Origin of the sequence: Bacillus carboniphilus, assembly GCF_020524035.2 — a bacterium.
In the GTDB taxonomy this organism is placed as follows: domain Bacteria; phylum Bacillota; class Bacilli; order Bacillales; family JAIVKR01; genus Bacillus_CC.
Genome location: NZ_CP129013.1, coordinates 877,533 through 903,660 on the forward strand (window position 1 = coordinate 877,533; position 26,128 = coordinate 903,660).

Genomic DNA, 26,128 nt, shown 5'->3' on the forward strand with positions numbered 1-26,128 from the left:
AAGCAAAAAGAAAGACTAACTTTAATCAACACTAGATTAAAGTTAGTCTTTTTTTAAATATTCAGTCTTTTTTTTAGCGTTAGTTACTACTAATAACTACATCATCGAAAGCAGCCTCGACTAAGCTTCCGCTTCCCTCATCTGCCGCTTCAATTTGTAAATTAATTGTTTGACCGGCGAACGAGCTTAAATCCACTGATTTATCGGACCATGAAGCGTCCTGATCGCTTGATGCCCCTAACTCTTCAAAAACAGTGGTGCTATTACCATTACTATCAATGACCGAGACTTTAAAATAATCGTCACTAGAGGAATTGGAATAGTGACTGAAGTAATATGAGAATGATAAAGTGAGAGAGCTATCATCTGGTAATTCAATTGCTGGAGATGTTGCTTTTGTATAACCACCATCAATATCATAGCTACCTACAGAAAAGCCACTGTCGGCACCTGTCACTAAACTAGTTGTACCGTTCGATAATTGCTTATATCCTCGGTATCTAGTTGTTTCTGGAACACTCTTTCCCAATTTCCTGTTGTTGCGGTATCAGTTCCAAAGGTCCATCCGTTATTCTTTTCAAAGTCATCAGAAAATACCTCTTCTGGATCCACAATTGGTCCACCTGTATATTTCACAGCTGCTTCTGCATCAAGTCTTCCATGATCCCAATAGGACCCCGTCCCAGCAATTTCTTCGGCTGTCTCTTCAAGTGCCTCGCGAACCTCAGAATTTGATAAACCTTGAGAAGCAAGCAATGCTGCGACACCAGCTGCATGTGGGGATGCCATTGATGTTCCGCTATAGGAAACATACCCTCCACCTAACTGAGTTGAATATATACCATAACCAGGTGCAGCTACGTCCACCCATGAACCATAAGTTGAGAAACTTGCTTTTTGATCGTTTGAGTCAGTTGCTGCCACAGCAATCGAATTATCGTAATAGGCTGGATACTGTGGACTTGATGTTCCAGCATTTCCAGCTGCACAGATGACCGTTACCCCTTTGTTCCAAGCATAATCAACAGCATTTTCTACCACATTTGAAGAAGAGGAACTACCTAAGCTCAAATTAATGACATCTGCCCCGTTGTCTGCTGCCCAAACAATCCCATCTGCTACTCCTGCATTTGAACCAGAACCGCTAGCATTCAACACTCGAACAGGTAAAATTTTCACTTTTGGTGCAACACCAGCAACACCGATTCCATTATGAGTTGATGCTGCTACCGTACCTGCTACGTGCGTACCATGCCCATTCTCATCAGAAGCGTCACTATCATCATCAATGAAGTCATAACCTGATAACACTTTACCTGATAAATCTTCATGATCGTCTTGAACCCCTGTGTCAATAACAGCTACCGAGATGGAGCTACTCCCTTGTGTCACATCCCAAGCCGCTTCTGCATTCATAATCTGTGGTCCGTATTGATAACTACTGTAGTAAGGATCATTTGGAGTGAAAAATGCTTTATACTCTATAATTGGTTCTGCATACTCAACAACATCGTAACTTTCATACAATTTAATCGCTTCTTCTACTGTTAACCCATCTAAACTTAATACATCAAAATTTAACGATTTATTCGTTGATACTACAGATGTTTTTACTTTCGCATGAATAGATGCTTTTGTTTTTTCAGAAGCATCTTCCTTAAATTTAACAACAACCTCATTACTCCCATTCACAGAATCTGTTGTCGCATACGTAGGTGAGATTGACCCAAAAAATCCAAATCCAAACAATAATGCTCCTACTGCTGAAAATAAAAAAAGTTTTCTCAATGCTTTCAATAAAATCTCTCCTTTAAAATTGGTTTTCTTTTAGAATAAGATTGCTCCTATCCTTCAAGATTTACAAATTATTATACTACCTAAAAATGAAAAAGAGTTGCTTTTCAACTTGGGAAAGATTAATTAGTAAAAAATGTTTAATTGTTCAAATGAACCCTAATCCTTTCACTTTTTTTATGTTATAAAGAGTACAAAAAAACTATGTTTGCACCTAGTTCGATTGAAATAAATCATGAATTTAAGAATAAGGTTGTAGTTCAATTGAATGATAAATTATGAACAACATGTTATGGTTCATATTTACAAACGTGAAGATCATTAAAATAATGTATAATATATGGAAAATAACATTGTGTTTTTTTTACACATTACATAAGGGAGAGAGTAGTGAATGTTCATTTCCAAACACGAAGTCGAAGTCCGATATGCAGAAACGGATCAAATGGGAGTTGTATATCATGCTAATTACTTAATATGGATGGATTTAGGAAGAACAAAACTAATAAAAGAATTAGGGTTCTCTTATAAAAAATTGGAAGAAGATGGTGTGTTATGTCCGGTTTTAGAAGCCAGTGTCAAATATAAAAAACCGTTTCGATTTGGTGAGACCGCTACAATTCATACATGGATTAACGAATATAATGGGATAAGAATTGTTTACGGATATAAAATTTTCACACCAAATAATGAAGTAGGGATCGAAGGAACTACCAGCCATGTATGTGTGAAAAACGATTCGTTTAAACCAATTAATTTTAAAAAACACTATCCTCACTGGCATGAGGAATATATGAAAGCAATGAATAAATAAAAAAGGCGCAAGCGCTTTTCTAACGACGCATCCTAAAATTAATGATTAAAAAAATGAGTTATTGATGTGCTCCTCAACACCAATAACTCATTACATTTATTTGTTAAATATAAATACAGGTTCATGTATATCAGAATCAAACTGAATTTGAAAGTCATGGTCATCTAAATACCATAAATCTTTCTGTTCAAGAAAAAATAAAATATCGTTTTTCGTTTCTTTCACACCTATATCACTAGGTTTTTCAATTCCTACTCCTAATGAAAAACCTTTCTGTACATCGCTACACCCTCCTAATCGTGGGAAAAAACGAAGAGAATCTCCCTCTTTTAGATCAAACTCTTCTTTATACCAGTTAGCTGCTTCCTCTTCGATATGCATATTCATATAAACTAACTCCTTTTTTATTGATTAATCCATTGATACATATGTGCTAATATTTCTTCATTTTGCTGTTTGTTTATATTCTCCAATAACTGAACTCGATAATTGGAACGATTTGAACTCGTTACAATGGTTGGAATAAATGAAGGTTCCTTAATGGTGGTTATTGTTTCGGCCTGTTCTATTTTTTTATTTATTTTTACATTAAATATCCCACCGATGTCTTTATAATCTCCTACTTGACCCGATAAAAAATTACCTAATGAATAAACAACTAGACTTTGACCTCCATTCCCATTATCTAACCACTCTATTGGTTGGAGCACATGAGAATGATGACCGACAATAACATCTGCTCCATTTTTGGCAAGGCTGTTCGCAAGCTCTTTTTGTTGATTCGTTGGATATCTTTGATATTCATTCCCCCAATGGAGATTAACGATGATGACATCGGATTGACTCTTCATCTCTTTCATATCGTTAATTATTTTTAATTCATCGATCATATTTACGACATAAGGGTGTTCATCAGGTATAGGAATTCCGTTAGTTCCATATGTATAGGAGAGAAACCCAATTTTAATTCCTTTGACGGATAAAACACGTAAGGTGTTTGCATCATTTTCACTTTGATATGCTCCAACGTAGGTAATCCCTAATTTTTTATAATAATGTGTTGCGTTTTCAACTGCAGTCATTCCACGATCAAGCGTATGGTTATTAGCCATATTAACAATATCTATACCCGCTCCCTTTAAGTCTTCCCCAATTTCATATGGACTGTTAAAGGATGGGTAGGTAGACAATCCGATATCCACTCCTCCCATCATAGACTCTTGATTTGCCATTGTGATGTCATTTACATTAAGTTCACTTTTTACTCCTTCAAGCATTGGATTGAAGTCATATGAGCCATCTGTTTGCTTCGCATCATTATACACACGACTATGTAATAATACGTCTCCGATAGCTGAGAAGCTTACTTCTGTTTCGAAATTCTTATATTTATTTGCGACTACATGGGTAGAGACTTTTTTTGAAGGAAGTGATTCTGTTTGATCTTGGCCTTTTATAAAAAAGAAAAGACTCGCTCCTAATATAACGATCGAAAATAACAGAAAAGATATTTGATAAGTTCGTTTCATTTTTGCTCCTCATTAAGTTGTTTTCTTTTTATGGTACCGAAAAATTTGACGAAAGGAAAGAGTGAAGCTAAATATAACTACAATTCCCATAAAAAAAGCATCTCTAACAAAGAAAATTAGAGATGCTTTTTTTGAGTTTGTTTTCATTACCAAAGAACCTTTCCTTTGCGTCGCTTAACGGGCGCTTACGCTTTTCTTTTTACATCCATTTTATTTTTGGTTCTGTTTTATTTTTGATTCGAACAATATTTTGTCGGTGACGATATATTATAAATGCAGCTAATAGTCCAATCAAAATATCAAACGTTAAATCTTCCACAAATATCAAAGTATAAATAAAAGCTAACACACTGCATACGATAGATGAAAACGAAACCATTTTTGATATATATAAAATAATAAAAAAACAAATGATTGCGAACAAAAACAAAAATGGTTCAATTGCAAGAACAACACCAGATGAGGTTGCGACAGCCTTTCCACCTTTAAACTTGGCGAATATTGGGAAGCTATGACCAATGGCAGCAGCCACTCCTAAATAAATAGAAGGATGTCCATCTATTGTTAGTAGTAATGGCAAACAGGCAGCTAAAGTTCCTTTCAAAATATCAGCTATTGTGACAATTAAGCCAGCAGTAACACCTAAAGTACGAAAGGTGTTCGTTCCTCCTAAATTTCCGCTTCCATGCTCACGTATATCAATACCGTAGCCAACTTTTCCTACAATTAAACCAAAGGGAATGGAACCTATAACATAGGCTAGAATAATCATTATGTAGAACATCTTATCCCCTCCTCATCTTAATTTTAACCAAAGAAATTACCTAATTCATTTTAAAGAAAGATGCTTTTGATTAAGAAATACCAGCACCTTTCAAAAATCGTATTAAAAGAAACATAATTGCCTGTGATTAAAAGGGAACAACCCTTGATATTCAAAAGTGAAAATCACACTTCAATATCATACTAAATATAAACGATCTACTCAACTCATTTATTATTTACGACCTTATATCGTTATTATATCATTGTTTATTAAGAAAAATGTTGATTTTAACATGTTTATAGAGTATAAGAACCAGATGCTAAATTCCGAATAAACATTTATTACATTCCTTAATCAATTGTAGGTAATTCAAATGTGCCCAGTACAATTAAGGGGTTTGCCGTCGCCATTGTTTCGCAAACAGAAGCAGATAACTCGTCTTGGATGATATTGAGGGAACTCACCGTAACTGTGTCACATTCTAAGCTCGGAGGTGTAGGAACAGTTAAGCTGCATCCAATTACTGAATTAATGAAGGTATTACCTGAAATTGATAAATTACCTTCCCCTAAATTATTACTATTAAAGTTTGGTGGGCATCCACCGATATCTCCGTCATAACTACAAATCGGTCCTCCACAATCGCTGTTAGCCGTTATGCTGGCGATAAAGTTAACATCTCCAATCACTCGCACTTGATATCCATCAACATTTGTTAATGTACCACATTCAGTTTGACAACTTGAAGTAAAAGTTACAGTCTCTACACAAGTTGTTAAATTACTAACGTTATATACAAAATAAAAATTCCCATTATCAATATCTAAATCAATACCTGGAGGCACTGAGCGAACAGCAGCAAATGGGACAATAATACCATTTTGACTTGATACACTCATCTTAGATTTATCTCCTGAAACTTTTTGAATGTTTGTAGAGAGATGACTTTGTTTAATTAAAGTTTGATTAGTGCCTACTTTTTCACTGATATTAAGTGACTCGATTGTCGGAAGTTTAAATACACCAAAAACGCTAAATGCTAGGATGTCTGTAAGAAGGATTTCACATAAAGGAACTTCATTTATTACATCAAAAAATTTCAGTTCTTCTACCACTACATTGTCACATGTGAACTTGATAGCAGATGGTTCTGTTAAACTACAGCCTATTACTTGATCGACTTGAACGAAATCAGATATTGTTATTTGACCTATTCCCTGCTCATTATTAAAAAATTGAGGAGGACAAGCACCTGCCTCGTCTGGATCAAAATTGCATACTAAACCTCCACATTGACCTTCTACTTCTACACTTGCCGTATAAGAAATACATCCAGTTACTCGAACTTGAAAAGCATTTATTTCTGAGACTGTTCCGCAATCCGTTTCCTGGCTATCAAGATTAATCGTACATTCTTCAACGGTAGCCGTTAATCCATCTACATTATAGATAAAAGAAATATCCCCCGCTAAAACAAGATCAAACTCTACAGGTAAGGTTTTAAAGCTATAAAATTCAACAATATTTTTAGCTGACTCACACAATCCTTGAAGAACTTGCTTTTCTTCGTTTGTCATTGTTATCACCTTTCTTTGTATTTTATACATAATAGAATATGCAATCATTCTTTGATTCTCTTGTGTGTTTGTCTACCTTCATTCCTTTTTTAAAAAGAAGCAAAAATGGTATATATAGAATTTTATTGGTATGATATGAAAAGAAAGGATGGTTGCTGATGATAGAGAATCCTTCTAGAGAAGAAATTCAATCTATATTAAAACAAAGTAAACGCATTGCTGTAGTTGGTCTATCTAATAATCCTGAAAGAACCTCTTATTTAGTTAGTCAAGCTATGCAAAAGGCTGGCTATCAAATCATCCCCGTAAATCCTACTATTGATGAGGTGTTGGGAGAAAAAGCTGTGGTCTCATTAAAGGATATTAAAGGTGAAGTTGACATCGTGAACATTTTTAGAAGACCGGAATATTTAGTTGACATCGCACAAGAATTTTTACAGATTAATTGTCCTGTTTTTTGGGCTCAACAAGGGATTAAAAATGAAGAAGCTTTTCAAATGCTAATAGAGGCTGGCAAAACAGTGGTTATGGACCGGTGTATTAAAGTAGAGCACGCTTTAAGTAAGTGAGATCTATAAAAACAAACCAACAATGCTTTTTTGTCGCATTGTTGGTTTGTTTTTTCCATATGAATTTAAGAGTATTTGTTATACCCATTCTCTCGGTCTTCAGCTTCGTCAGCAATTTCATTACGAAATGCGTTAATACTCTCTTCTCTACGATGATTCTTTTTCTTAATTTTTTCACGCTCATCAGGACTTGAAAATTCCATTGTTTTTTCAGCTTTTTCGATATTTTCCAATGTATTTTGGACCATATCTTGAAGTTTTTCAACATTATCAGAACGGTCATCCGGATTTGCTTTATATCCTTTATTCATCCTTACTCATCCTTTCATTTACTCACCTTTTGTTTGAATTACTTGAGCATGTTGGTCCCCTTGTGTTTGCATTTTTTTACCTTTATTTCCTCCAAAACCACGAGGTTTGGTTCCAAGATGATTAGGATTAAAATGAGTTTGCTTGTCATTGGAATTTGTCATAAAAAAATCGCCTCCCGTCCATTAGTATGGACATGAGAAACGAAAAAATGTTAACATATTTTTCATTTATAGGAGTAAGCTTAAAAAACCAAATCCTCACCTTATCTCAACTAGACTTTTCTTTAAATTGTTCACGTATTTTTTCTTCCAAACGATCCTCAATTGCATCCAGTGCTTTATTATCGTTTAATAGTTGTTGCTTATTTTCAGATACCAGTTCTTCAAAAGAAACTTTTCTCTGTTTTCTCATCATATTCACTCACTTTCTTTCTTATTAGTCTTACCAAAATATTTTTAAAAAATAGCTACTAGCTTAAATTTTCTTCAAATTCCGTCTTTTTTCCTCATTTTATTTAGAGACTCCTCCATTGTTTCTTCTGTTAATTCTCCGACCTGTTTTCCAACAATCATTCCTTTTTCATCAATGAAGTAAGTGGTGGGATAAGTAAGGATCCCATATGCACTATGAACTTGATTTTCACGGTCTAATAAAACATCAAACGTAACCCCTGTATTCTCGATAAATTCATAAACATCTTCCTCTTTTACTTCCGTAGAGGTGAAATTTATGGCAACGATTTCAACTTCACTTTTATACTTCTCTTGAAACTGTTGCATAGTTGGCATTTCCTTCTTACAGACCGTACACCACGTAGCCCAAAAATTCAAAAAGACCTTTTTGCCTCTATAATCTTTCATTTGAATAACCTCATTGTTAAGGGACATCAATTCAAATGGAATAGCTTCTTTATTTACTTCACTTTCTTCTTCAGTTGATTCGATTGAATCTTGTTTATAGACTTGATTCCAAACGGTAAACCCAATTAGTAATATAATAATAATAGGTAACCACCATTTTTTCATATACTTGTCTCTCCTTATGTACAAGCATTGCTTTGAATTTCGCTGTTTGCCTATCCATTATATAATATGTAGCCCAAATTACACACGATAGTAGCCCTTTGTTAAAAAAAATTCACATTATCTAAATATTAAAAAGAAATAAAAATCGTTATAGTTGACTTAACTTTATAATGAAGAGCTTCTATAAGAACTATAGTAAATGATTAATGTGTCTGGAATAGGTCATTCTTAAAATTCAGTAAAGACTACACTTTTATAGTCTTTTCGATATTCATATGGCGCAATTAACTTGGAAGCTGTTCTTTCCTTTTCAAAAATGAAATGATACGAAAAACAATTCTTAAGTAATTAAAATAAATCCCCCTTATCCATTTATTTAAAAAGAGCTCCACCAACAAGGTGAAGCCACTCGAAGTAATTGTTATTTCAATTCTTTCCTTTTATGCTCTATTATTGATAAAGATAATTGATCTGTACGACTCAAAACAAGATCTGCGTTACTAAAATGCTCTTTGTTACCAATCGCAACAGAAAACATGCCTGCGGCATTAATCGCATCGACACCTGCAAATGCATCCTCTATTCCTATACAAGAAGATGATTCAACTTTTAACAATTTAGCTGCTGTTAGGAAAATTTCTGGATCTGGTTTTCCCCTTTTTATTTTGGCTGCATCGACAATGACATCAAATTGTTCTTTTAGTTGTAAGGAGGTCAAGACTAAATCTGCATTTTTACTAGCAGAAGCTAACCCAAGTTTCAAACCTCTTTCTTTTATTTCCTCTAAAAAAAAGATTAATACCGGGTAAAATATCTTTAGGTGAAATTTCTTTAATTAAAGTTAAGTAATGACTGTTCTTTTTAGCTGCCAGCCTTTCTTTATCTTCACTTGAATAAAGTTCTAGCTTTCCACCGAGCTTTAAGATCATTTCAAGAGATTCAATTCTTGATATCCCTTTGAGACTTTTATTATCTTCTCTTGTAAATTGAATTCCTAAATCATTCGCTAATGCTTGCCAAGCTAAAAAGTGATAATCTGCTGTATCTGTTATGACACCATCCAAATCAAAAATAACGGCCTTTATTTCTTTCATGTCAATAAACCCCTTTTAAATTAGGTACTTGAACTGCGATGCTTCCGTCTTCATCAATCTCTTTCATTTCTCCATAAACTTTAATACGTAATTGAGGTCCATTCTGTGAAATAATAACTTGATCTCTTCCAACAGAAATAGTTAGAAAATGATCACGATAAACAATATTAAAGGTATACCCATCCCATGCCTCTGGAGTAAATGGATGAAATGAGAGTTGTTCATTAAAGGTTCTCATGCCTGCAAAACCTTGAACAATACTTAACCAGGAACCCGTCATACTTGTTATATGAAGCCCATCTTCCGTATCGTTATTGTAATTGTCTAAATCTAAACGAGCTGTTCGATTATACATTTCATACGCTTTTTCCTCCATTCCGAGTTCAGCTGCTAAAACGGAATGAACGGATGGAGAAAGAGATGACTCATGAACAGTCATCGGTTCATAAAAGTCAAAATTCTTTCTTTTCTCATCCATTGTAAATTGATCATTTAAAAAATATATTCCCTGAAGAACATCTGCTTGCTTAATAAAACAACTTCTTAAAATTTTGTCCCATGACCAATTTTGATTAAGAGGACGATCTGTTTCTGATAGTTCTTCAACTGTCATCAAATCTTTATCTAAGAAAGTATCATGTTGAACAAAAACGTCTAATTCTTCATCATAAGGTAAGTACATTTTTTCAGAAATATCTTTCCACATACTCATTTCTTTTTTAGTAATCTTCAATGATTGCTTCTTTTCATTACTAACGTAGCTCAATGACTCTATGGTGTAGTTAATTGTCCATTTTGCCATTAGATTAGTATACCAATTGTTATTAATATTATTTTCATATTCATTTGGTCCTGTCACACCATGTATCATATAGATATTTTTGTTTTTATTGAAGTGAACACGATCTGCCCAAAATCGAGTAATTTCAATTAATACATCTATTCCAGTTTGCTGTAAATAGTCTTTATCACCAGTATAATTGACATAGTTAAATATTGCGTAAGCGATTGCACTATTACGATGAATTTCTTCAAAAGTGATCTCCCATTCATTATGGCATTCGATTCCATTAAACGTGACCATAGGATAAAGAGCCCCTTTTAACCCCTGCTTTTTAGCATTTTGACGCGCTCCATCTAACTGATTAAAGCGGTATAACAGTAAGCTTTTAGCTATGTGCTGGTCTGTTGTTGATAAATATAGAGGAAGGGCATACGCTTCTGTATCCCAATAAGTAGCTCCCCCATATTTTTCACCTGTAAATCCTTTTGGTCCTATATTTAGGCGAGTATCTTCTCCATAATAAGTAGAGAAAAGCTGAAATAAGTTAAATCGTATTCCTTGTTGAGCCTCGTCATCTCCTTTAATTTCAACATCAGCAATCTCCCAGCGCTTTAACCACTTCTGTTGATGTTCTGCTAATAAAGAAGTAAAGCCTTTCTTTGCAACTTCCTCAAGTATTTCATATCCCCTTAGTACAAGATCATCCTTTTTATAATCACGATCCGTAGTAACAGCAATATATTTCGTTAGCGACACCGTTTCTCCCTTTTTCACCTTGAGTTGGATGGAATTTTCGACATACTCTTCTTTTTCCATCGTTGTTACTTCATTTACATCACCATCAGCTACTATTTTCATCGTCGTTGCTACTTGAAAAGTAGGTGTTTTAAATGGATTATCTTTTGTTTTCATGACTAGGTATCCTTGAAAATTGTCTGCACATCTACCTATTTCATCCCAAAAGTCTTCTTCATAATTAGAGTCTTCGTTCCTGACATCTCCATTTAAATAAGGAATGAATGTAATTGTACTATCATGATTGATAGCTGTTGCTTTATACTCAATCACGCCTAATTGCTTTTTAGCTATCGAAAGAAAGCGAGTGACTTCAAAATCGGTTTCTTTATCCTCATGAACAATAGTAAATCTTCGTGTTAAGACTCCATGTTTCATATCTAATTCACGGTAATAATCGATCACCTTATTTCTAAATAAATCTACTTCTTCACCATCTACAAACACTTTTACACCTATATAGTTAGTAGAATTGATAACCTTTCCAAAATATTCTGGATAGCCATTTTTCCACCACCCAACACGTGTTTTATCTGGAAACCATACTCCAGCAATATAAGAGCCTTGATGAAAGTCACCAGAATATGTTTCTTCGAAATTTCCTCTCATTCCCATATATCCATTTCCAAGGCTCATCATACTTTCGGCTAAACGGAAATCTTCTGTGTGTACTGTATCTTCTGATATTTTCCATTTATCGGTTTTAAATAATCTTTTCATGCTATATCACCCTTTATCTCTTTATAGTTAGTGCAAACGTTTGCTCAAATTGCATAAACGTTCCCTAAAAAGATGTAATTAATCCTCTCTTTCTATTGTAAAGGTTTTCACAAAAAAAGAAATACCTAATCTAAAAAGAAATGTATTAACTTTTTTCTGTTTTAACCTAGTTAAAAATTCTATTTAAAGCGCCCTTTATGAACCCTGTAGAGCGATTCATAAAGGGCGTTCCGTTATTCTTCGTGTTCTAATGAAACGCCATCCATATGCTTTCGATTGAATGAATGATTCAATTTCCTATATTCTTTTGACTTAAAGATGATATCAAAGTCATAGTCATCTGGATAAAGTTCTTTAGAAGCTATATACAAGGTTAACCTCTTATGATTAATTTTTATTTTCTCATCCTTCACTTGTACAATATAATTTCCTTGTTGGTCTGGACCTGTATATACGATTCCAAAGTCACCTTTAGGCCCGATCTTGACGTTATCACCCATTATAAAAGACTTTATTTTATTGTCGTTCAATGACTTCTCTTTTATTTGTTTTTTAACATGACGATTTGAACTTACTTGTTTTTCAACTGCTCTTTTTGTCTCGGGATTGTTATTGGTGTAAATTTTGTTCTCCCTATACGTAATTAAATGAGCTTTTTCAACAATTTTAGGATGCATTCCTAATTTTAATGCGATCGAAAAAGCTTGACTATCTCCACCTTGACCAATGAGAAGCCGATATGTCGGAAGAAGTGTTTCTAAATCAAACTCCATACTCCCATTGATAAACCCTTTCCTATCTGAAGCAAAATCTTTCATTTCGCTAAAGTGGGTGGTTGCAAAAATCATTGCTCCCTTTTTATGCAATTGTTCTAATATAGCAATAGCGAGCCCCATACCTTCCCCAGGATCGGTACCAGAACCAAGTTCATCGATTAAGATTAAACTTCTATCGTTTGCATGAACTAAGATGTCTATTACATTTTTAATACGTGAACTAAACGTACTTAAGTTTTGTTCTATACTTTGCCCATCTCCAATATCAATAAACATTCGTTGGAAAATTGGAACGTGGCTATCTCCTTCAACCGGAATTAATAAACCACATTGAGTCATTAAGGTTAGTAATCCAACTGTCTTAATGGTTACCGTTTTCCCACCTGTATTTGGACCCGTGATGACTAGTGATTGAAGATCATTTCCCAGTTCTACGGTTAAAGGTATTGCCTCTTTTCCGAGTAATGGGTGTCTGGCTTTTTGTAAGGAAAGAAAATGGGACTCATTTACTTTTGCTTTCTTTCCATCAATCATTACACTATATTTTCCTTTAGCAAACAAGACGTCATATTGAATCATAATGTCTACAGCTAAATGGATTTCTCGTTGATGAGATTCAACTAATCCTGTTAAATAACTTAATATTGAATCAACTTCAATTTCCTCATCTAACGTTAAACGATTAATTCTTTCTTGAATAATTGATAACTCAACAGGTTCTAAATAAAGAGTGGAACCAGAAGCGGAGGTATCTACAACCGCTCCCTCTACTTTTCTTCTATATTCCTTTTTTATTGGAATTACATACCGTTCACCCCTTTGACTGACCAATGATTCTTGTAGATAAGACTTGTATTTCTTTGATTGTAAGATGTGTTGAACTTTTTCTTTCAGCCTTTCCTCTTCTATCTTGATTTGTTTACGGATCTTTAACAACTGTTTAGACGCATAGTCATCAACTTTCCCGAATTTAATGCACTTTCTAATTTCATTTGCCAAGTCGGGTAGCTCTTCAATGGCATAAACGTAAGTTGAAATACGAGGGGCTAAAAATTCTTTATCTCTCATATAACGTTTTAATTTTGTGCAACTGTCCAATAAGGAATGAATTTTCATTAACTGTTCAGGCCGTAAAAGAATCCCTTTATTTAATTGGTCCAAAACGAATGTAACACCGTTAAGACCATGAACTGGAACGGATGAACTTTTTTCTATTATGTTCACGGCCTCTTCCACTTCATTTAACCATGCTTCTATTTGTTTTATAGATGTAGAGGGAACCAGATTTTGTATTTGTCGTTTTCCTTCTTCTGTTAATGCGTGTTGAGCAACTTGATTTTTTATTTCATTAAAACCTAATAATTGATATGTTTGTTCGTTCATTTTTTCTTCCTCCGCATAATTATTGTAAAAACAAAAAAACCGCAACGAACAATGTTCATTGCAGTCTTTAACGAGTGAGCCTGTTTATTTGCAAGTTTAGTTAAGTAACCATAAATGATCTCACCTAAACGAGGATAAAAATGAACAAAATTCTATAGTGTGTGTTCAAAAAGCAAGATTTTCTAGGCTTTCTAGCATTTTAAACAGACGCAAGTTTGTTGTTCTTTTTATCCAATAAAAAAGCTGCATCCAAGAGGATACAGCCGTACAAATAAACGGAACCTGTCCTGCTATGAAGTAGTCCTTAACCATTCAATCAAAAAGCATACGAAACAATAGCCTAAATATATCCATTTAGACTTTCCTTTTGATTGACCGTATGAAATTACGGATTAGTTAAGAACGACCCCTAACATAAACAGAACTCCTTTAAAATGTCATTTTATTAATACACTATGGATGTTACCCTAAATTATTATGTTTGTCAACAATTAAAATAAAATAGGCTTAAACAAAACTATTTAAGATAAAAGAACCGTCTAGCGCCGCAGATGTAAAGGAACGTTAACTAAGTACAGTCACGACAAGCGAACTAACGTTGACACTAGCACCTAATGTGTGTCGAAAGCATCACCAGTCGCTCGGCGCTGGAGCTAGACAAAAATAAAAGCACCATCCAAATAAGGACAGGTTTTTATACTTTCTTACTCTGTTAAAAAGGCGCCCATGTTAGGACACCTTTTAATTAAATCTTCATTATGCTTTTAATTTATCACGTAATACCATTTTCAAGATACCACCATGACGGTAGTAATCAATCTCTACATCGCTATCGAAACGAACAAGTACTTCAAATTGTTTCTCGTTTCCTTCTTCGTCAGTTGCAATCACTTTCACATGGTCACGTGGTTTAACGCTTTCATCAATTAATACTTCCATCGTTTCTCTTCCAGTTAAACCTAGAGTTTCTGCACTTTCACCTTCTTTAAATTGCAAAGGAAGGACACCCATTAAAACTAAGTTACTGCGATGAATACGTTCAAAGCTTTGTGCAATAACCGTTTTAATTCCAAGTAAGTTTGTTCCTTTAGCTGCCCAGTCACGTGAGCTTCCCATACCGTAATCATGACCAGCTAATACAACTAACCCAGTATCATTTTCCTTATATTTCATACAGGCATCATACATCGGCATCACATCACCTGTTGGCCAGTAAGTTGTAAACCCACCTTCTGTCCCAGGTGCAATTTGATTTCGAATACGAATGTTGGCAAACGTTCCTCTCATCATTACCTCATGGTTTCCTCGACGAGATCCATAGGAGTTAAAGTCACGTGGAGTAACGTTATTATCTTGAAGGTATTTTCCAGCAGGTGTATCTTTACCAATTGCACCCGCAGGTGAAATATGATCAGTTGTAACTGAATCACCAAACTTACCAACAATACGCATGTTATTTAACGTTTCAACCTTTCCAGGTTCTGGTGATAATCCTTCAAAGAATGGCGGGTTTTGAATATATGTTGAAGATTGATCCCACGTATAGAGATCTTCATCAGTTGTTTCAATTTTATTCCAACGTTCATTGTCATCAAACACACGCTCATATTCTTCTCTAAACAATTCAGGTGTTACAGTATGTTGAACAACTTCATTGATTTCATCCGTGGATGGCCAGATATCATGTAAGAAAATCTCATTGCCATCTTTGTCCTTACCAAATGAATCTTTTTGTAAGTCAATATCCACCGTACCAGCTAAAGCATAAGCGACAACTAACGGAGGAGAAGCTAAATAATTTCCTTTCACTAACGGATGAATACGTCCTTCAAAGTTACGATTTCCTGAAAGGACTGAAGTCACAAGCAAATCATTTTTAGCAATTGCATCTTCAATTTCGTCAGCAAGCGGTCCAGAGTTTCCAATACATGTTGTACATCCATAACCGACTAGGTTGAAACCTAATTTTTGTAGGTAAGGCATTAATCCTGAGTTTTCTAAGTATCCAGTCACAACTTTCGATCCTGGAGCAAGAGATGTTTTTACGTAAGCAGGAACATCTAATCCCTTTTCAATCGCTTTTTTAGCAACTAGTCCAGCTGCTACTAGTACGTATGGGTTCGAGGTGTTTGTACAGCTTGTAATCGCTGCAATCGCAACAGCACCCGTTTTCATCGTTACTTCTTGACCATCTTTCAAATGAAACGTAATCGTTTTGTCTACTTCTGACTCTTCAAGTCCAAATCCTTGATTCCCTTGTGGTGCAGTTAAGGCTTTTGTAAATGCGTCCTTCATCATAGAAAGTGGGATTAAATCTTGAGGACGCTTAGGGCCTGAAAGATTTGCTTCAATGGTAGAAAGGTCAATTTCTACTGTGTCTGTAAAGATTGGATCTTCCAAATCTGGTGTATAGAATAAGCCATTTTCAGAGCAATATTGCTCTACAACTTTTATACTTTCTTCATCTCTACCCGTTAATCGCATGTAGTTTAACGACTCTCCATCAACAGGGAAAAATCCGCACGTTGCTCCGTATTCCGGAGCCATGTTAGCAATAGTTGCACGGTCAGCTAAAGGTAATTTCGCTACACCCGGACCATAAAATTCAACAAACTTACCAACTACTCCTTTTTGTCTTAAAACTTGAGTAACTTTTAACGCTAGATCAGTTGCTGTTGTTCCGTTAGGTAGGGTACCTGTTAATTTTACTCCAATAACTTCAGGCACAGGGAAATAAGAAGGTTGTCCTAGCATTCCTGCTTCAGCTTCAATTCCTCCAACACCCCAACCTAAAACGCCAATTCCGTTAATCATAGTCGTATGGGAATCTGTTCCTACTAATGTATCTGGATACGCTTCAAACTCTCCATCTTCATTTGTCACAGCGTGTACTACATTTGCTAAGTATTCTAAGTTTACTTGGTGAACAATGCCTGTTGCTGGAGGAACAGCACGATAATTATCAAACGCTTTTTTAGCCCAGCTTAAAAATTTATATCGTTCTGCATTTCTTTCAAATTCCAAATCCATATTAAATGCTAGAGAATCTTCTGTGCCTGCACGATCTACTTGAACCGAGTGATCAATAACTAGATCAACAGGAATTTCTGGATTAATTTTAGAAGGATCTCCACCTATATCAGCCATTGCTTTTCTTAATGAGGCTAAGTCTACTACTGCTGGAACTCCTGTGAAATCTTGCAAAATAACACGTGAAGGTTTAAACGGGACATCTATATTTTTTAATTCTTCAGTCCCCCATTTTGCTAGATTTTCAACATGTTCTTTTTTTATTACTCGTCCATCAACTTGACGAAGAACGGACTCTAATAAAACTTTTATTGAATATGGTAGGCGTGAAACATTCCCTATTCCCGCTTCTTCTAACGCCTTTAATGAATAATAATGATATTTTTTTCCATTTACTTGAAAGCTTTTTCTTGCTTGGAAAACATCGTTGTTTACTAATTGTTGCGTCATGTCGTCGTCTCCCCCTTATTAAGTCTTACAAGGTGTGTAATTATAGAGGTTGTTCAAAAAGTCATGAAAAATTGCTGTCGAATAACTTTGTTGTCTCGCTATTCCAAGCTCCGACGCCAGGATTGGCTAGCACGAACGTTGTCCCTAGGATGGGGACGTCTTTAGCTCGTGATCCTTCAGTTTGTACACTGTGGTGCTTCGATGCCCAGGACGGGCTAGCGCAGGCGTTGTTACAGGACGTGACTGAACTTAGCCTGCGTTCCTTTAAGCAGTCGCCTCGTTCTTGTCTAGTTCTATCGCCTAGCCACTCGAGGTCATAAGCTAGGATTTCATGAAAGGTAAAGAGCACCTTTCAAGGTAATCCCATCTTATGCTTGTCGTGGCTGATCAAGGCGATGACACTTTTCGACTTCTCGGCTCTTTTCCCCCTTCTTTTTGAACACGCACTTATAATCATTCTCCCACCTCTTAAATTTCGCACATGTTAATCTTATAACAACAAAATACATAAGTAAATAACAATCCTGTTATCGTTTACTATAAGTATTACTTATAGGTGGATTGCTTATGAGGTTCCCCTGATATACTATGATAAAAAAGCGATGAACCTGGGCATAGTAATATTAATTACTACTAGGAGGTGGGAAAATGGCCAAAGAAAAAGCCAATCATATCATCGAAGGAATGAACGATGCAAAAGCCCAAGGAGTTGGAACTGGGTACAACGAAGATGAATCCTTATCAGAATTAACTGCTGCAGAACGGCAAAATAATAAAAAGAGAAAGAAAAATCAATAACATTTATTGACTGAATGGATACAAATAAGCCTCCATTAGGAGGCTCTACGGTTTATTCGATTATTACTACACTATTGTCGTAAATGAATTCAGTTAAGAAAAACGAGAACTTACGAGTCTTAGGGCGTTTGAACTAGAAAACAATAAAAACACAATCTAAATATAAGGACGGATTTTCATGTTTATCTATAAGCCCTTCAACTTTCTTGATTAATCTTATCAACCATCGTTTCTAAATCACGCTGATATTGCTCTAGGCGATCACGTTGCGTTTCTGTTGCTACTTCTAAAGCATTTTGTATTTGCTGATACGCTTCAATCACTTCTTCTTTTAAATGCTTTATTTGCGAACCATAATCTGGTCCATCAACAATCATTCCTTCATAAACATCGCGCGCTTCTTTTGCTCCTTGCTGAGCAGCTTGAAAGGCTTGTTGACTATTTTTATGATAAGGCAAAGGAAACCCTCCTATCTTATTGAAAGTTATCCCTATTTTTACACTTCATTCGCATGAATATACATCGTTTTTTAGGTTAGTCTACTCAAGTAGTGTTTTTTCAAAAAAAATGTACAACATTAAAAGGGTGATTTTATGACAAATAAAAATAATGGAAAAGGCATAAGAGACAATTCTTCAAAAGGGCATAACGGGAGCCAACCAGAACCTTTAGACGGATCCAAAAAGGTGAAAAACAGAAACCATACAAAACAAAACCAAAAATCCAGCCATGACTTTTAGTTTATACAATAACATTCATTTTTTGGTAAACAAATCAGTTCTTCATGAATAGTCTAATAAAAACGTCTTTGGAGGTTTTTATGGACGATAATCAAGGATTGAATTTAAAAGAAGTTGAACAGTGGATGGATCAATTTTTAGAAGATCCATTCACCACCTTTTTAGATGAGGCTATGTTTCCCGTGTATTTATATGAAATGTGCGAAACTTATTTAATAGAAGCTCAAGTACCTACTAGTAAATTGAAAAATATTGATATTTATATTCAAGAACAACAATCGATTATTATACAACTAAAAAACGAACCCACCATAAGTAGAGAAATTATATTACCTATACAACTACAAGAAAATCAAATAAACTATCAATTCAAAGATCAAGTATTACAAGTGCTTATATCAAAAAAGATGGAATGAAAAATCTTTGAAAGTGAGAGGCATTCTCTCACTTTACATGTGTTTTCATAGAATTAGAATGAACATTAATAATAATAGGAATAGAATGATAATGCCCACAAATATGGCATCTACCTTCACCCTTTACAAAGTTATAGCAATGATGACAATAATATTTCTCCATATTTTTTCCTCCTTTCACTTATCATATGCTGACAAAAAGGAAAACGTGACTACTTTTTTTATAATGAAGGGACAAGCGCCCGATTAATGACGACAAGAAACTTATGAACATCACCAAAAAACAAACACGTCGAGCAGGATAAGGATAATGACAATCTAAATCGTCATCTATAGAAAGCCAAGTCCTGTGACAAAATTGCTTTTAGAACATACTGTGCATCGTACGTCCTATTGCTACATTGATCCACGTCCAAAATACATAATGTAATAAATTAGACAAAACTCTTTTCTTTCCTCTATTTTATTGTTTATAATATCTTCAAGAGGTTTAGTAGGAGGAACTAAATATGGACGTAACAGACTGGGTTATTACACTATCATTTTTGTGGAGTGTATTTTTTGTTGTTATGTTAGGAATCGGTGGATTTTTCATGTTTCGTAAGTTTTTAAAAAGACTACCTAAGGAAGATGGAAAATCAGATCTCGACTGGCAGGACTATTACATTGAAAGAACGTTACACTTATGGTCTCAAGAACAAAAGGATTTGTTAGAAGATTTAGTATCACCAGTCCCTGAATTATTTCGAGATGTGGCGAGAGAGAAAATCGCAGGTAAAATTGGCCAATTAGCTATTGAAGAAAATGCTAAAACCATTACAATAGATTTACTAATTAGAGGCTATATTTTAGCTACACCTAAAAGAGATCATAAGTTTTTGAAAAAAAGACTAGAAGAAAAGGAAATTGACTATAGTCAATATAAAGTTCTTTTCTAAAAATAAATTGCCTATAAGTGCGTGTTCAAAAAGTAGGGAAAAAAGGACGCTGAAGAACGAGGCGGTGTAGCTTTGAGCACTCACAGTGTACGTTCTTGGTACATGAGGAGCGCAAAAGCAAACCAACAAAGTTATTCAACCGACATTTTTTTAGGACTTTTTGAACAACCTCTATAAAAACAAAAAGAAATCGTGGCTATTACCCACAACTTCCTGAAAGTAGCAGGCATCCGCCAGCTACTTTCAGAAAGAACTCAAGAGAAACAAAAAGGAAATGGAGAAAAACGAGTCGTTTTTCTCCATTTCCTTTATCTCAGAGTAAGAAAGTATAAAAATCTGTCCTTATTCGGATGGTGCTTTTATTTTTGTCTAGCTCCAGCGCCCAGCGACGGGTAACGCTTTCGAAGCACACGACGTGCTAGGATCATCGTTGCCCACAGGACGTGGTTGAAGTTAGTTGACGTTCCTTTTAATATGCGTCGCTAGACGGGCGCTTGCGCTTTTCGTATAGGAACTATTCAGACAGCCCCTTCGATTAAGTTAAATTCGTTTTAGGTTCAACTATTGATAAGTTAGCTTCAATCCGCTTGTAATTTATAAACATTGCGACTCTCCACGGGACGATCATTCCAAAAGCGAGCATCCAAAACATTCCACTTACTTCCCCAAGATCAATGGCCGTGCTTAATATAAGTTTAGCCATAATACGAATCCCTAATAGACCAAACAAAATAAAAATAAAAGCCTTTGACCGCTTTAAGTATATGTCCCCATCCCTTACCTCAAAATTAGACGTTTTAATCAACAAAATAGAAAATATAAATCCGACTAACAAAGCCTCTACTATTTGCAAGGGGCTAATTCTAAAAAAAGGTATCACGTACATCAACGCCCCAGTACTCATAAATATAGGTGGTAGTATAATCTTTTTACTTGAAACCGGTTTTAATGATGCCTTCATTCTTATAAATAAAACGAAAAAGCCCATAAAAATAGCGAAAGCAGAAGATAAAATAAGCATGATATTCATTTAATCAATCCTTTATTTTCCTAGTACACAATCCTATCATACACTATTTTATCAAATTAAAAAACCATCTCAATAGATAGTATTTAGATCATGTAAAATAATGCTTTCATTTCTAATTATGAACCTACTCGATTTATCGCCTCTATCACTCTGGTTTCATCAAAAGGCTTGATAATAAAATCTTTCGCTCCTGCTTCGATGGCTTCAATTACCATTTTTTGCTGTCCCATTGCAGAACACATTATAATCTTAACTTCTTTATTTTCACTTTTTATTGCTTTAACAGCCTCTATTCCATTCATTTCAGGCATTGTTATATCCATCGTCACAATATCAGGGTGTAATTCCTTCACAAGGTGGACAGCTTCGATTCCATTTTCCGCTTCTCCAATGATTTCGTGATCCGTTTTATTCAAGATATTAGTTAATGTCATCCTCATAAATTTAGCATCATCCACAATTACGATCTTTGCCATTGTTCGTCTCCCCTTTTTTATGTATAGGATTATTATACCTAAAATAACTAGTAAAATCGACCTATAAATTTTGATAAAAAAACCCACTGAATAGTGGGAAAGAGAATGATTACTAAATTAAAATCCTTTAAATCCTCCTGTAAGGCTCGTGAAGAAAGCGGTAATTTTCGTCATCCAGTCAAAGTATAAAAACACCCCCATGAGCGACATAAGTATTCCACCAACTCTCATGATGGTAATATTATGTTTTTTAATCCACGTTAATTTTCCAATAAAGAATGATAGAATTAAAAATGGAATAGAAAAACCTAAAACATAAGCCACCATATAAACCATAGCTGAGTTTGGATCAATTGAGGCTAAAGACATAACTGCAACTAATATAGGACCAGTACATGGTGTCCATCCAGCAGCGAAAACGATACCAATTAAAACGGAACCAAAATAGCCAGCAGGACGATTTTTAAGTTGAAATCGTCTTTCCTTCATCAAAAATTCTGGTTTGATTAAACCCGCAATGACAAGCCCAAAGAAGAAAAGAAAAATGGCTCCTATTTGCCTAATTAAATCGTTATAATCACCGAATAGTTTACCAATAAAAGAAGTACTGAACCCTAATGCGATAAAAATAATAGAAAAGCCAAGTAAAAAGAAAACAGTGTGTAAAAAACTTCTACTCAGTAACCGATTATTTTGTTCTTTTAAGTCTGTAACAGATACTCCTGTAATGTATGATAAAAACGCTGGATAAAGTGGTAAACAGCAAGGAGATATAAATGATAAAAACCCTGCACCAAATGCCAAAAATATATTTATTTCTTCTGTCATACGTGAAGCTCCCCTTCTTGTTTATTGTGCTACGAATAGACCTTGTAATAGTCCTTCCAAATGTTCTCTTGTTTTTTAAAGCACATGTAAACATCAATCTCCATATATCTTATCAAAAGACGGTGAATAGAAGATAATAATAAATATGACAATTTAATGTCATGTTATCGTTAAAGACACTTCAAATTATTGTTGTTACTTGATAGAAACCTTGATACAAGAAGGCTTAAACAAGGTTCTCTCCCACTAATTATGGGATTTACAATTAAAATATGTGATCAATCACATATTTTTGAATTTATTACCATGATCGAGTATAATAAATGTATAGACCTCTGACTTTATTATAGAAAGGAACAATTCTATTGTCTAAGCAGGAGCTTCTCCATTTAATTGAACATAAACGAGCTGAAATGATTCATGTTGTATTAAAAAACGGGATCAACTCTCATACTTCTTTAAAATATAGTCAAGAGCTTGATAAGCTTGTAACAGAATATCAAAAACTAGCCTACAAAAATGAAGAACAGGCCTCTTACACAACGTAAGAGGCCTGTATATATGAAAGCTTATTTCATCTGATTGTTCATTGCTTTCATCATTTGATTGATTTTCTTTTGAGATGGTTTTTGTCCCATTTGCATCATCATCGTTTTTAACATTTGTTCATTAATAGGTGGATTCTTTTTTAAATAGTTCATCATATAGCGACGTGCTAAGAAAAATCCTAATGCTGCACCAGCTATTAAAGCTACTACAATAAGTAGGATGGCCAGCCATGTTTCCATCAAGTTCTTCCTCCTTCAAGTTGTCTACACTACAGTGTACTAAACCATATGCTATTATACAATAATTACTCTTCATGTTAAACAAATTTTTTTTCTTTTATTGGGTTAAGCCATCCGTATAATTCATTTTTGAAGTCCATAGCAAAAAAACATGAATCGTATCTTCTTAACAACTCAAAAAAATAAGCTTCTGATTCAATATTTCCATCTGTTTCAAGGAGAAAATGTTTCTTGAAAATATGAACAGAATTCTCTTCTCCATTTAACTTATAAGTTAATCCGTTTTTTGTTTGAATATCTTTTTTTTCTTCTAATTGTTTTTTAACTAATTCTATTACAAAATCAGAAACTGGTCTAGTTATATAGTCTATTTGTTTTTTTTATAATTGGATAGGAAGAATGCTCACTGTTTGTCCAATGATATTGCTGAAAAAAAAGAAATAATTTTGATTCACTTCCGAAATAGTGGTTTGCAAACTCACGTTTAATTAAATATATGTAATATTGTTTCAAAGCGTTTTCACCTCTCTCACTCACACTTATATGCATAGTATATAAAAAAAGATGAGCAGGATTTGTTGAATAATCAGAGAGGTAACCTACTTTTTTTGTCGAAAAAAGCATCGCAATGAAATGCAATGCTTTTTCCAACCAAAACAATGTTATTTTAACATTTCTTTTACACGTGAAACGACATTTTCAATTGAAAACCCGTATTCTTTCATAATCTTTTCACCAGGTGCAGAAGCTCCAAATGTATTAATAGCTAACAATTCACCTTCGTCACCAGTATAGCGTTCCCAACCTAATGGAGAGGCCATTTCAATGGCTAAACGCTTACGAACCTCTTTTGGAATAACTGATTGTTTATATTCTTTTGATTGCGCTTCAAAACGGTCAAATGAAGGCATACTAATAACTGATACATCAATTCCTTCTTTTAAAAGCTCCTCTTGAGCATCAACGGCAAGATTCACTTCAGAACCGGTTGCTAATAATAAAGCATCTGGCGTTTCCTTCGTAGAGCCTGAAACAATGTAAGCACCTTTAGAAACTCCTTCATAAGCTTTTTCTTTTGTGGAAGGCATAGTTTTTAAGTTTTGTCTGCTAAGCACTAATACAGTTGGTGTAGAAGTCGATTCAAGTGCTAGTTTCCATGCTGCCGCTGTTTCATTTCCATCAGCTGGACGAACAACAGATAAGTTAGGCATTGCACGTAGAGAAGGCAATTGTTCAATTGGTTCATGAGTTGGACCATCTTCACCTACTGCAATACTATCATGTGTAAACACATAGGTTACAGGTAAGTTCATCAAAGCTTGCTAACCGAATTGCTGGTCGAAGGTAATCAGAGAAAACGAAGAAAGTTCCACCAAATACGTTTACTCCACCATGTAATGCCATACCATTTAAGGCTGCACCCATAGCAAATTCTCTCACTCCAAACCAAATATTACGCCCGCTATAATCCTCAGCAGTAAAATCACCTAAATCTTTCATCATCGTTTTATTCGAGCTAGCTAAGTCAGCAGAACCACCAAACAATGATGCTAAATTTTTAGCAATACCATTTAGGACTTCGCTTGAAGAAGCACGAGTTGCAACGCTTGACCCTTCTTCGTAAACAGGAATATCAGTATCCCAGCCTTCTGGTAGTTGATTGTTCATGGCAAGAGTAAGCTGTTCTGCTAATTCTGGAAATGCTTTTTTATATTCATTGTAAAGTTCATTCCACTCTGCTTCTTTAGTCACCCCAGCTTCTTCCACTACTTTCTTAAGGTGTGCATAAACTTCATCTGGAACATGGAATGGTTCATGAGTCCATGAATACGTTTCTTTTGTTAATTTGCTTTCTTCACTACCTAATGGAGCACCATGAACAGAAGAAGTGCCTGCACGATTAGGAGAGCCGTAACCAATGGTTGTCTTAACTTCAATTAATGTTGGGCGGTCCATATCTTGCTTTGCTTCGGCTATTGCTTTAGAAATAGCACTAACATCATTTCCATCCTCGACTCTAATGACTTGCCAACCTTTTGCAGTGAATTTTTGCTCTACATTTTCAGAGAACGAACGGTCTAAATCTCCGTCTAATGAAATATCATTTGAATCATATAGAACAACTAATCTACCCAATTTTAAGTGACCAGCTAATGAAGCAGCTTCAGAAGAAACCCCTTCCATTAAATCACCATCACCACAAATAGCATAAGTAAAGTGATCTACAATTGAAAATTGATCACGATTGTATGTACCAGCCAAATGTCTTTCTGCCATTGCCATACCAACAGCCATTGCAATACCTTGACCTAAAGGTCCAGTTGTGGCATCAACACCTGCCGTATGTCCATATTCAGGATGTCCAGGAGTTTTACTACCCCATTGTCGGAATGATTTTAAATCATCCATTGAGACGTCATAACCACATAAATGAAGCATACTATATAAAAGCATAGAACCGTGACCTGCCGAGAGGACAAAACGATCCCTATTAAACCAATTGGGGTTTTTAGGATTGTGATTCATATAATTAGTCCATAGTGCGTATGCCATTGGAGCAGCTCCCATTGGCATACCTGGGTGTCCAGAGTTAGCTTTGTCTACTCCGTCAATTGATAATGTTCGAATTGTATTAATAGATAGAGCATCTATTGAATGTGTCATTTAAGACCATCCTTTCTTTTCAATCTAAACTA

General features: G+C 34.9%; 28 protein-coding genes and 2 pseudogenes. 7 read left to right on the plus strand and 23 right to left on the minus strand.

All coding sequences use genetic code 11. The features are described 5' to 3' along the window. Positions 1-79: 79 nt before the first annotated feature. Together LC087_RS04455 and LC087_RS04460 are read right to left on the minus strand one after the other, a co-directional pair. Positions 80-457: a choice-of-anchor J domain-containing protein gene (locus tag LC087_RS04455; RefSeq protein ID WP_306020132.1), complete on the minus strand. Its 378-nt coding sequence runs from the start codon at positions 455-457 to the stop codon at positions 80-82. Next, complete coding sequence (locus LC087_RS04460) at positions 457-1,797, minus strand: S8 family peptidase (protein WP_306020134.1); 1,341 nt, start codon at positions 1,795-1,797, stop codon at positions 457-459. The genes LC087_RS04455 and LC087_RS04460 overlap by 1 nt, the downstream gene beginning before the upstream one ends. A gap of 391 nt (positions 1,798-2,188) precedes the next feature. Here LC087_RS04460 and LC087_RS04465 point away from each other — a divergent pair, with 391 nt between their 5' ends. Further along, complete coding sequence (locus LC087_RS04465; RefSeq protein ID WP_226538220.1) at positions 2,189-2,608, plus strand: acyl-CoA thioesterase; 420 nt, start codon at positions 2,189-2,191, stop codon at positions 2,606-2,608. Between the two features lie 96 nt (positions 2,609-2,704). Here the strand turns inward: LC087_RS04465 and LC087_RS04470 are convergent, their stop codons facing one another. The 4 genes from LC087_RS04470 to LC087_RS04485 all read right to left on the minus strand — a co-directional run bounded on the left by LC087_RS04470 (position 2,705) and on the right by LC087_RS04485 (position 6,528). Continuing rightward, positions 2,705-2,995, minus strand: a complete 291-nt coding sequence (locus LC087_RS04470; RefSeq protein ID WP_226538221.1) for a HesB/YadR/YfhF family protein — start codon at positions 2,993-2,995, stop codon at positions 2,705-2,707. A gap of 17 nt (positions 2,996-3,012) precedes the next feature. After that, the gene (locus LC087_RS04475; RefSeq protein ID WP_226538222.1) at positions 3,013-4,137 is read right to left on the minus strand and encodes a CapA family protein; all 1,125 of its coding nucleotides are present in this window, start codon (positions 4,135-4,137) and stop codon (positions 3,013-3,015) included. Positions 4,138-4,336: 199 nt separating this feature from the next. Next, entirely contained in the window at positions 4,337-4,921 is a 585-nt protein-coding gene (plsY, locus tag LC087_RS04480; protein WP_226538223.1) for a glycerol-3-phosphate 1-O-acyltransferase PlsY, read from the minus strand. A 332-nt stretch (positions 4,922-5,253) separates the two neighbouring features. Further along, a complete protein-coding gene (locus LC087_RS04485) occupies positions 5,254-6,528 on the minus strand; it encodes a hypothetical protein (RefSeq protein WP_226538224.1) in 1,275 nt (424 codons plus the stop codon). 107 nt (positions 6,529-6,635) lie between these two features. Between LC087_RS04485 and LC087_RS04490 the strand changes: the two genes are divergently transcribed. Next, positions 6,636-7,049, plus strand: coding sequence for a CoA-binding protein (locus tag LC087_RS04490; RefSeq protein WP_226538661.1), 414 nt, complete (start codon positions 6,636-6,638; stop codon positions 7,047-7,049). A 65-nt stretch (positions 7,050-7,114) separates the two neighbouring features. Here LC087_RS04490 and tlp read toward each other — a convergent pair whose 3' ends face one another. The 8 genes and pseudogenes from tlp to acnA all read right to left on the minus strand — a co-directional run bounded on the left by tlp (position 7,115) and on the right by acnA (position 17,418). Continuing rightward, positions 7,115-7,360, minus strand: a complete 246-nt coding sequence (gene tlp / locus LC087_RS04495; protein WP_226538225.1) for a small acid-soluble spore protein Tlp — start codon at positions 7,358-7,360, stop codon at positions 7,115-7,117. 18 nt (positions 7,361-7,378) lie between these two features. Continuing rightward, positions 7,379-7,522 (minus strand): acid-soluble spore protein N, encoded by a 144-nt coding sequence (locus tag LC087_RS04500; protein WP_226538226.1) that lies wholly within the window; start codon positions 7,520-7,522, stop codon positions 7,379-7,381. Positions 7,523-7,628: 106 nt separating this feature from the next. Continuing rightward, on the minus strand, positions 7,629-7,772 hold the full coding sequence (locus LC087_RS04505) for an FbpB family small basic protein (RefSeq protein ID WP_226538227.1): 144 nt from the start codon (positions 7,770-7,772) through the stop codon (positions 7,629-7,631). Positions 7,773-7,846: 74 nt separating this feature from the next. Continuing rightward, entirely contained in the window at positions 7,847-8,386 is a 540-nt protein-coding gene (locus LC087_RS04510; protein ID WP_226538228.1) for a TlpA family protein disulfide reductase, read from the minus strand. A 421-nt stretch (positions 8,387-8,807) separates the two neighbouring features. Continuing rightward, a pseudogene (gene pgmB, locus LC087_RS04515) lies at positions 8,808-9,480 on the minus strand (beta-phosphoglucomutase). A 1-nt stretch (position 9,481) separates the two neighbouring features. Further along, positions 9,482-11,779 (minus strand): glycoside hydrolase family 65 protein, encoded by a 2,298-nt coding sequence (locus tag LC087_RS04520; protein ID WP_306020139.1) that lies wholly within the window; start codon positions 11,777-11,779, stop codon positions 9,482-9,484. Between the two features lie 233 nt (positions 11,780-12,012). Next, positions 12,013-13,938: an endonuclease MutS2 gene (locus LC087_RS04525; RefSeq protein ID WP_226538231.1), complete on the minus strand. Its 1,926-nt coding sequence runs from the start codon at positions 13,936-13,938 to the stop codon at positions 12,013-12,015. A 756-nt stretch (positions 13,939-14,694) separates the two neighbouring features. Then, positions 14,695-17,418, minus strand: coding sequence for an aconitate hydratase AcnA (gene acnA, locus LC087_RS04530; protein ID WP_226538232.1), 2,724 nt, complete (start codon positions 17,416-17,418; stop codon positions 14,695-14,697). A gap of 648 nt (positions 17,419-18,066) precedes the next feature. On the opposite strand from acnA, the gene sspO reads away from it, so the two are divergent. Beyond that, positions 18,067-18,216: a small acid-soluble spore protein SspO gene (gene sspO / locus LC087_RS04535; RefSeq protein WP_226538233.1), complete on the plus strand. Its 150-nt coding sequence runs from the start codon at positions 18,067-18,069 to the stop codon at positions 18,214-18,216. A gap of 197 nt (positions 18,217-18,413) precedes the next feature. On the opposite strand, the gene LC087_RS04540 is transcribed toward sspO, so the two are convergent. Then, positions 18,414-18,674 carry a hypothetical protein gene (locus LC087_RS04540; RefSeq protein WP_226538234.1) on the minus strand — a complete coding sequence of 87 codons (261 nt, stop codon included), beginning with the start codon at positions 18,672-18,674 and terminating at the stop codon, positions 18,414-18,416. Between the two features lie 135 nt (positions 18,675-18,809). On the opposite strand from LC087_RS04540, the gene LC087_RS04545 reads away from it, so the two are divergent. Together LC087_RS04545 and LC087_RS04550 are read left to right on the plus strand one after the other, a co-directional pair. Further along, complete coding sequence (locus LC087_RS04545) at positions 18,810-18,956, plus strand: small acid-soluble spore protein P (RefSeq protein ID WP_226538235.1); 147 nt, start codon at positions 18,810-18,812, stop codon at positions 18,954-18,956. An 80-nt stretch (positions 18,957-19,036) separates the two neighbouring features. Then, positions 19,037-19,372, plus strand: coding sequence for a hypothetical protein (locus LC087_RS04550; RefSeq protein ID WP_226538236.1), 336 nt, complete (start codon positions 19,037-19,039; stop codon positions 19,370-19,372). Between the two features lie 28 nt (positions 19,373-19,400). Here LC087_RS04550 and LC087_RS04555 read toward each other — a convergent pair whose 3' ends face one another. Beyond that, entirely contained in the window at positions 19,401-19,535 is a 135-nt protein-coding gene (locus LC087_RS04555) for a hypothetical protein (RefSeq protein WP_264189747.1), read from the minus strand. Between the two features lie 346 nt (positions 19,536-19,881). Between LC087_RS04555 and LC087_RS04560 the strand changes: the two genes are divergently transcribed. After that, the gene (locus LC087_RS04560) at positions 19,882-20,310 is read left to right on the plus strand and encodes a DUF2621 family protein (RefSeq protein ID WP_226538237.1); all 429 of its coding nucleotides are present in this window, start codon (positions 19,882-19,884) and stop codon (positions 20,308-20,310) included. Between the two features lie 535 nt (positions 20,311-20,845). Here the strand turns inward: LC087_RS04560 and LC087_RS04565 are convergent. The 3 genes from LC087_RS04565 to LC087_RS04575 form a co-directional block, all read right to left on the minus strand. Continuing rightward, positions 20,846-21,340 carry a CcdC family protein gene (locus tag LC087_RS04565; protein WP_226538238.1) on the minus strand — a complete coding sequence of 165 codons (495 nt, stop codon included), beginning with the start codon at positions 21,338-21,340 and terminating at the stop codon, positions 20,846-20,848. Positions 21,341-21,456: 116 nt separating this feature from the next. Further along, positions 21,457-21,816, minus strand: coding sequence for a response regulator (locus LC087_RS04570; protein ID WP_226538239.1), 360 nt, complete (start codon positions 21,814-21,816; stop codon positions 21,457-21,459). A gap of 117 nt (positions 21,817-21,933) precedes the next feature. Continuing rightward, positions 21,934-22,644 carry a cytochrome c biogenesis CcdA family protein gene (locus LC087_RS04575; protein WP_226538240.1) on the minus strand — a complete coding sequence of 237 codons (711 nt, stop codon included), beginning with the start codon at positions 22,642-22,644 and terminating at the stop codon, positions 21,934-21,936. 365 nt (positions 22,645-23,009) lie between these two features. Between LC087_RS04575 and LC087_RS04580 the strand changes: the two genes are divergently transcribed. Beyond that, the gene (locus tag LC087_RS04580; RefSeq protein ID WP_226538241.1) at positions 23,010-23,192 is read left to right on the plus strand and encodes an aspartyl-phosphate phosphatase Spo0E family protein; all 183 of its coding nucleotides are present in this window, start codon (positions 23,010-23,012) and stop codon (positions 23,190-23,192) included. Positions 23,193-23,213: 21 nt separating this feature from the next. Here the strand turns inward: LC087_RS04580 and LC087_RS04585 are convergent, their stop codons facing one another. The 4 genes and pseudogenes from LC087_RS04585 to tkt all read right to left on the minus strand — a co-directional run bounded on the left by LC087_RS04585 (position 23,214) and on the right by tkt (position 26,096). Then, positions 23,214-23,432, minus strand: a complete 219-nt coding sequence (locus LC087_RS04585) for a YneF family protein (RefSeq protein ID WP_226538242.1) — start codon at positions 23,430-23,432, stop codon at positions 23,214-23,216. Positions 23,433-23,509: 77 nt separating this feature from the next. Continuing rightward, positions 23,510-23,803, minus strand: a complete 294-nt coding sequence (sirA, locus tag LC087_RS19590) for a sporulation inhibitor of replication protein SirA (protein ID WP_371932680.1) — start codon at positions 23,801-23,803, stop codon at positions 23,510-23,512. Then, positions 23,787-24,056 carry a sporulation inhibitor of replication protein SirA gene (sirA, locus tag LC087_RS19595; protein WP_371932681.1) on the minus strand — a complete coding sequence of 90 codons (270 nt, stop codon included), beginning with the start codon at positions 24,054-24,056 and terminating at the stop codon, positions 23,787-23,789. Before sirA (LC087_RS19595) ends, sirA (LC087_RS19590) begins: the two co-directional genes overlap by 17 nt. A 38-nt stretch (positions 24,057-24,094) precedes the next feature. Further along, positions 24,095-26,096 (minus strand): annotated as a pseudogene (gene tkt, locus LC087_RS04590) (transketolase). Between the last annotated feature and the right edge of the window lie 32 nt (positions 26,097-26,128).

Coding starts and splice junctions, on each gene's coding strand:
- LC087_RS04575 (WP_226538240.1), bottom strand. CDS start 22,644: ATGACAGAAGAAATAAATATATTTTTGGCATTTGGTGCAGGGTTTTTA.
- LC087_RS04505 (WP_226538227.1), bottom strand. CDS start 7,772: ATGAGAAAACAGAGAAAAGTTTCTTTTGAAGAACTGGTATCTGAAAAT.
- acnA (WP_226538232.1), bottom strand. CDS start 17,418: ATGACGCAACAATTAGTAAACAACGATGTTTTCCAAGCAAGAAAAAGC.
- LC087_RS04525 (WP_226538231.1), bottom strand. CDS start 13,938: ATGAACGAACAAACATATCAATTATTAGGTTTTAATGAAATAAAAAAT.
- LC087_RS04585 (WP_226538242.1), bottom strand. CDS start 23,432: ATGGAAACATGGCTGGCCATCCTACTTATTGTAGTAGCTTTAATAGCT.
- tlp (WP_226538225.1), bottom strand. CDS start 7,360: ATGAATAAAGGATATAAAGCAAATCCGGATGACCGTTCTGATAATGTT.
- LC087_RS04470 (WP_226538221.1), bottom strand. CDS start 2,995: ATGAATATGCATATCGAAGAGGAAGCAGCTAACTGGTATAAAGAAGAG.
- LC087_RS04545 (WP_226538235.1), top strand. CDS start 18,810: ATGACAAATAAAAATAATGGAAAAGGCATAAGAGACAATTCTTCAAAA.
- LC087_RS04465 (WP_226538220.1), top strand. CDS start 2,189: ATGTTCATTTCCAAACACGAAGTCGAAGTCCGATATGCAGAAACGGAT.
- LC087_RS04555 (WP_264189747.1), bottom strand. CDS start 19,535: ATGGAGAAATATTATTGTCATCATTGCTATAACTTTGTAAAGGGTGAA.
- LC087_RS04485 (WP_226538224.1), bottom strand. CDS start 6,528: ATGATTGCATATTCTATTATGTATAAAATACAAAGAAAGGTGATAACA.
- LC087_RS04500 (WP_226538226.1), bottom strand. CDS start 7,522: ATGACAAATTCCAATGACAAGCAAACTCATTTTAATCCTAATCATCTT.
- sspO (WP_226538233.1), top strand. CDS start 18,067: ATGGCCAAAGAAAAAGCCAATCATATCATCGAAGGAATGAACGATGCA.
- LC087_RS04520 (WP_306020139.1), bottom strand. CDS start 11,779: ATGAAAAGATTATTTAAAACCGATAAATGGAAAATATCAGAAGATACA.
- LC087_RS04475 (WP_226538222.1), bottom strand. CDS start 4,137: ATGAAACGAACTTATCAAATATCTTTTCTGTTATTTTCGATCGTTATA.
- sirA (WP_371932681.1), bottom strand. CDS start 24,056: ATGCTTTTTTCGACAAAAAAAGTAGGTTACCTCTCTGATTATTCAACA.
- LC087_RS04570 (WP_226538239.1), bottom strand. CDS start 21,816: ATGGCAAAGATCGTAATTGTGGATGATGCTAAATTTATGAGGATGACA.
- LC087_RS04510 (WP_226538228.1), bottom strand. CDS start 8,386: ATGAAAAAATGGTGGTTACCTATTATTATTATATTACTAATTGGGTTT.
- LC087_RS04565 (WP_226538238.1), bottom strand. CDS start 21,340: ATGAATATCATGCTTATTTTATCTTCTGCTTTCGCTATTTTTATGGGC.
- plsY (WP_226538223.1), bottom strand. CDS start 4,921: ATGTTCTACATAATGATTATTCTAGCCTATGTTATAGGTTCCATTCCC.
- LC087_RS04550 (WP_226538236.1), top strand. CDS start 19,037: ATGGACGATAATCAAGGATTGAATTTAAAAGAAGTTGAACAGTGGATG.
- LC087_RS04560 (WP_226538237.1), top strand. CDS start 19,882: ATGGACGTAACAGACTGGGTTATTACACTATCATTTTTGTGGAGTGTA.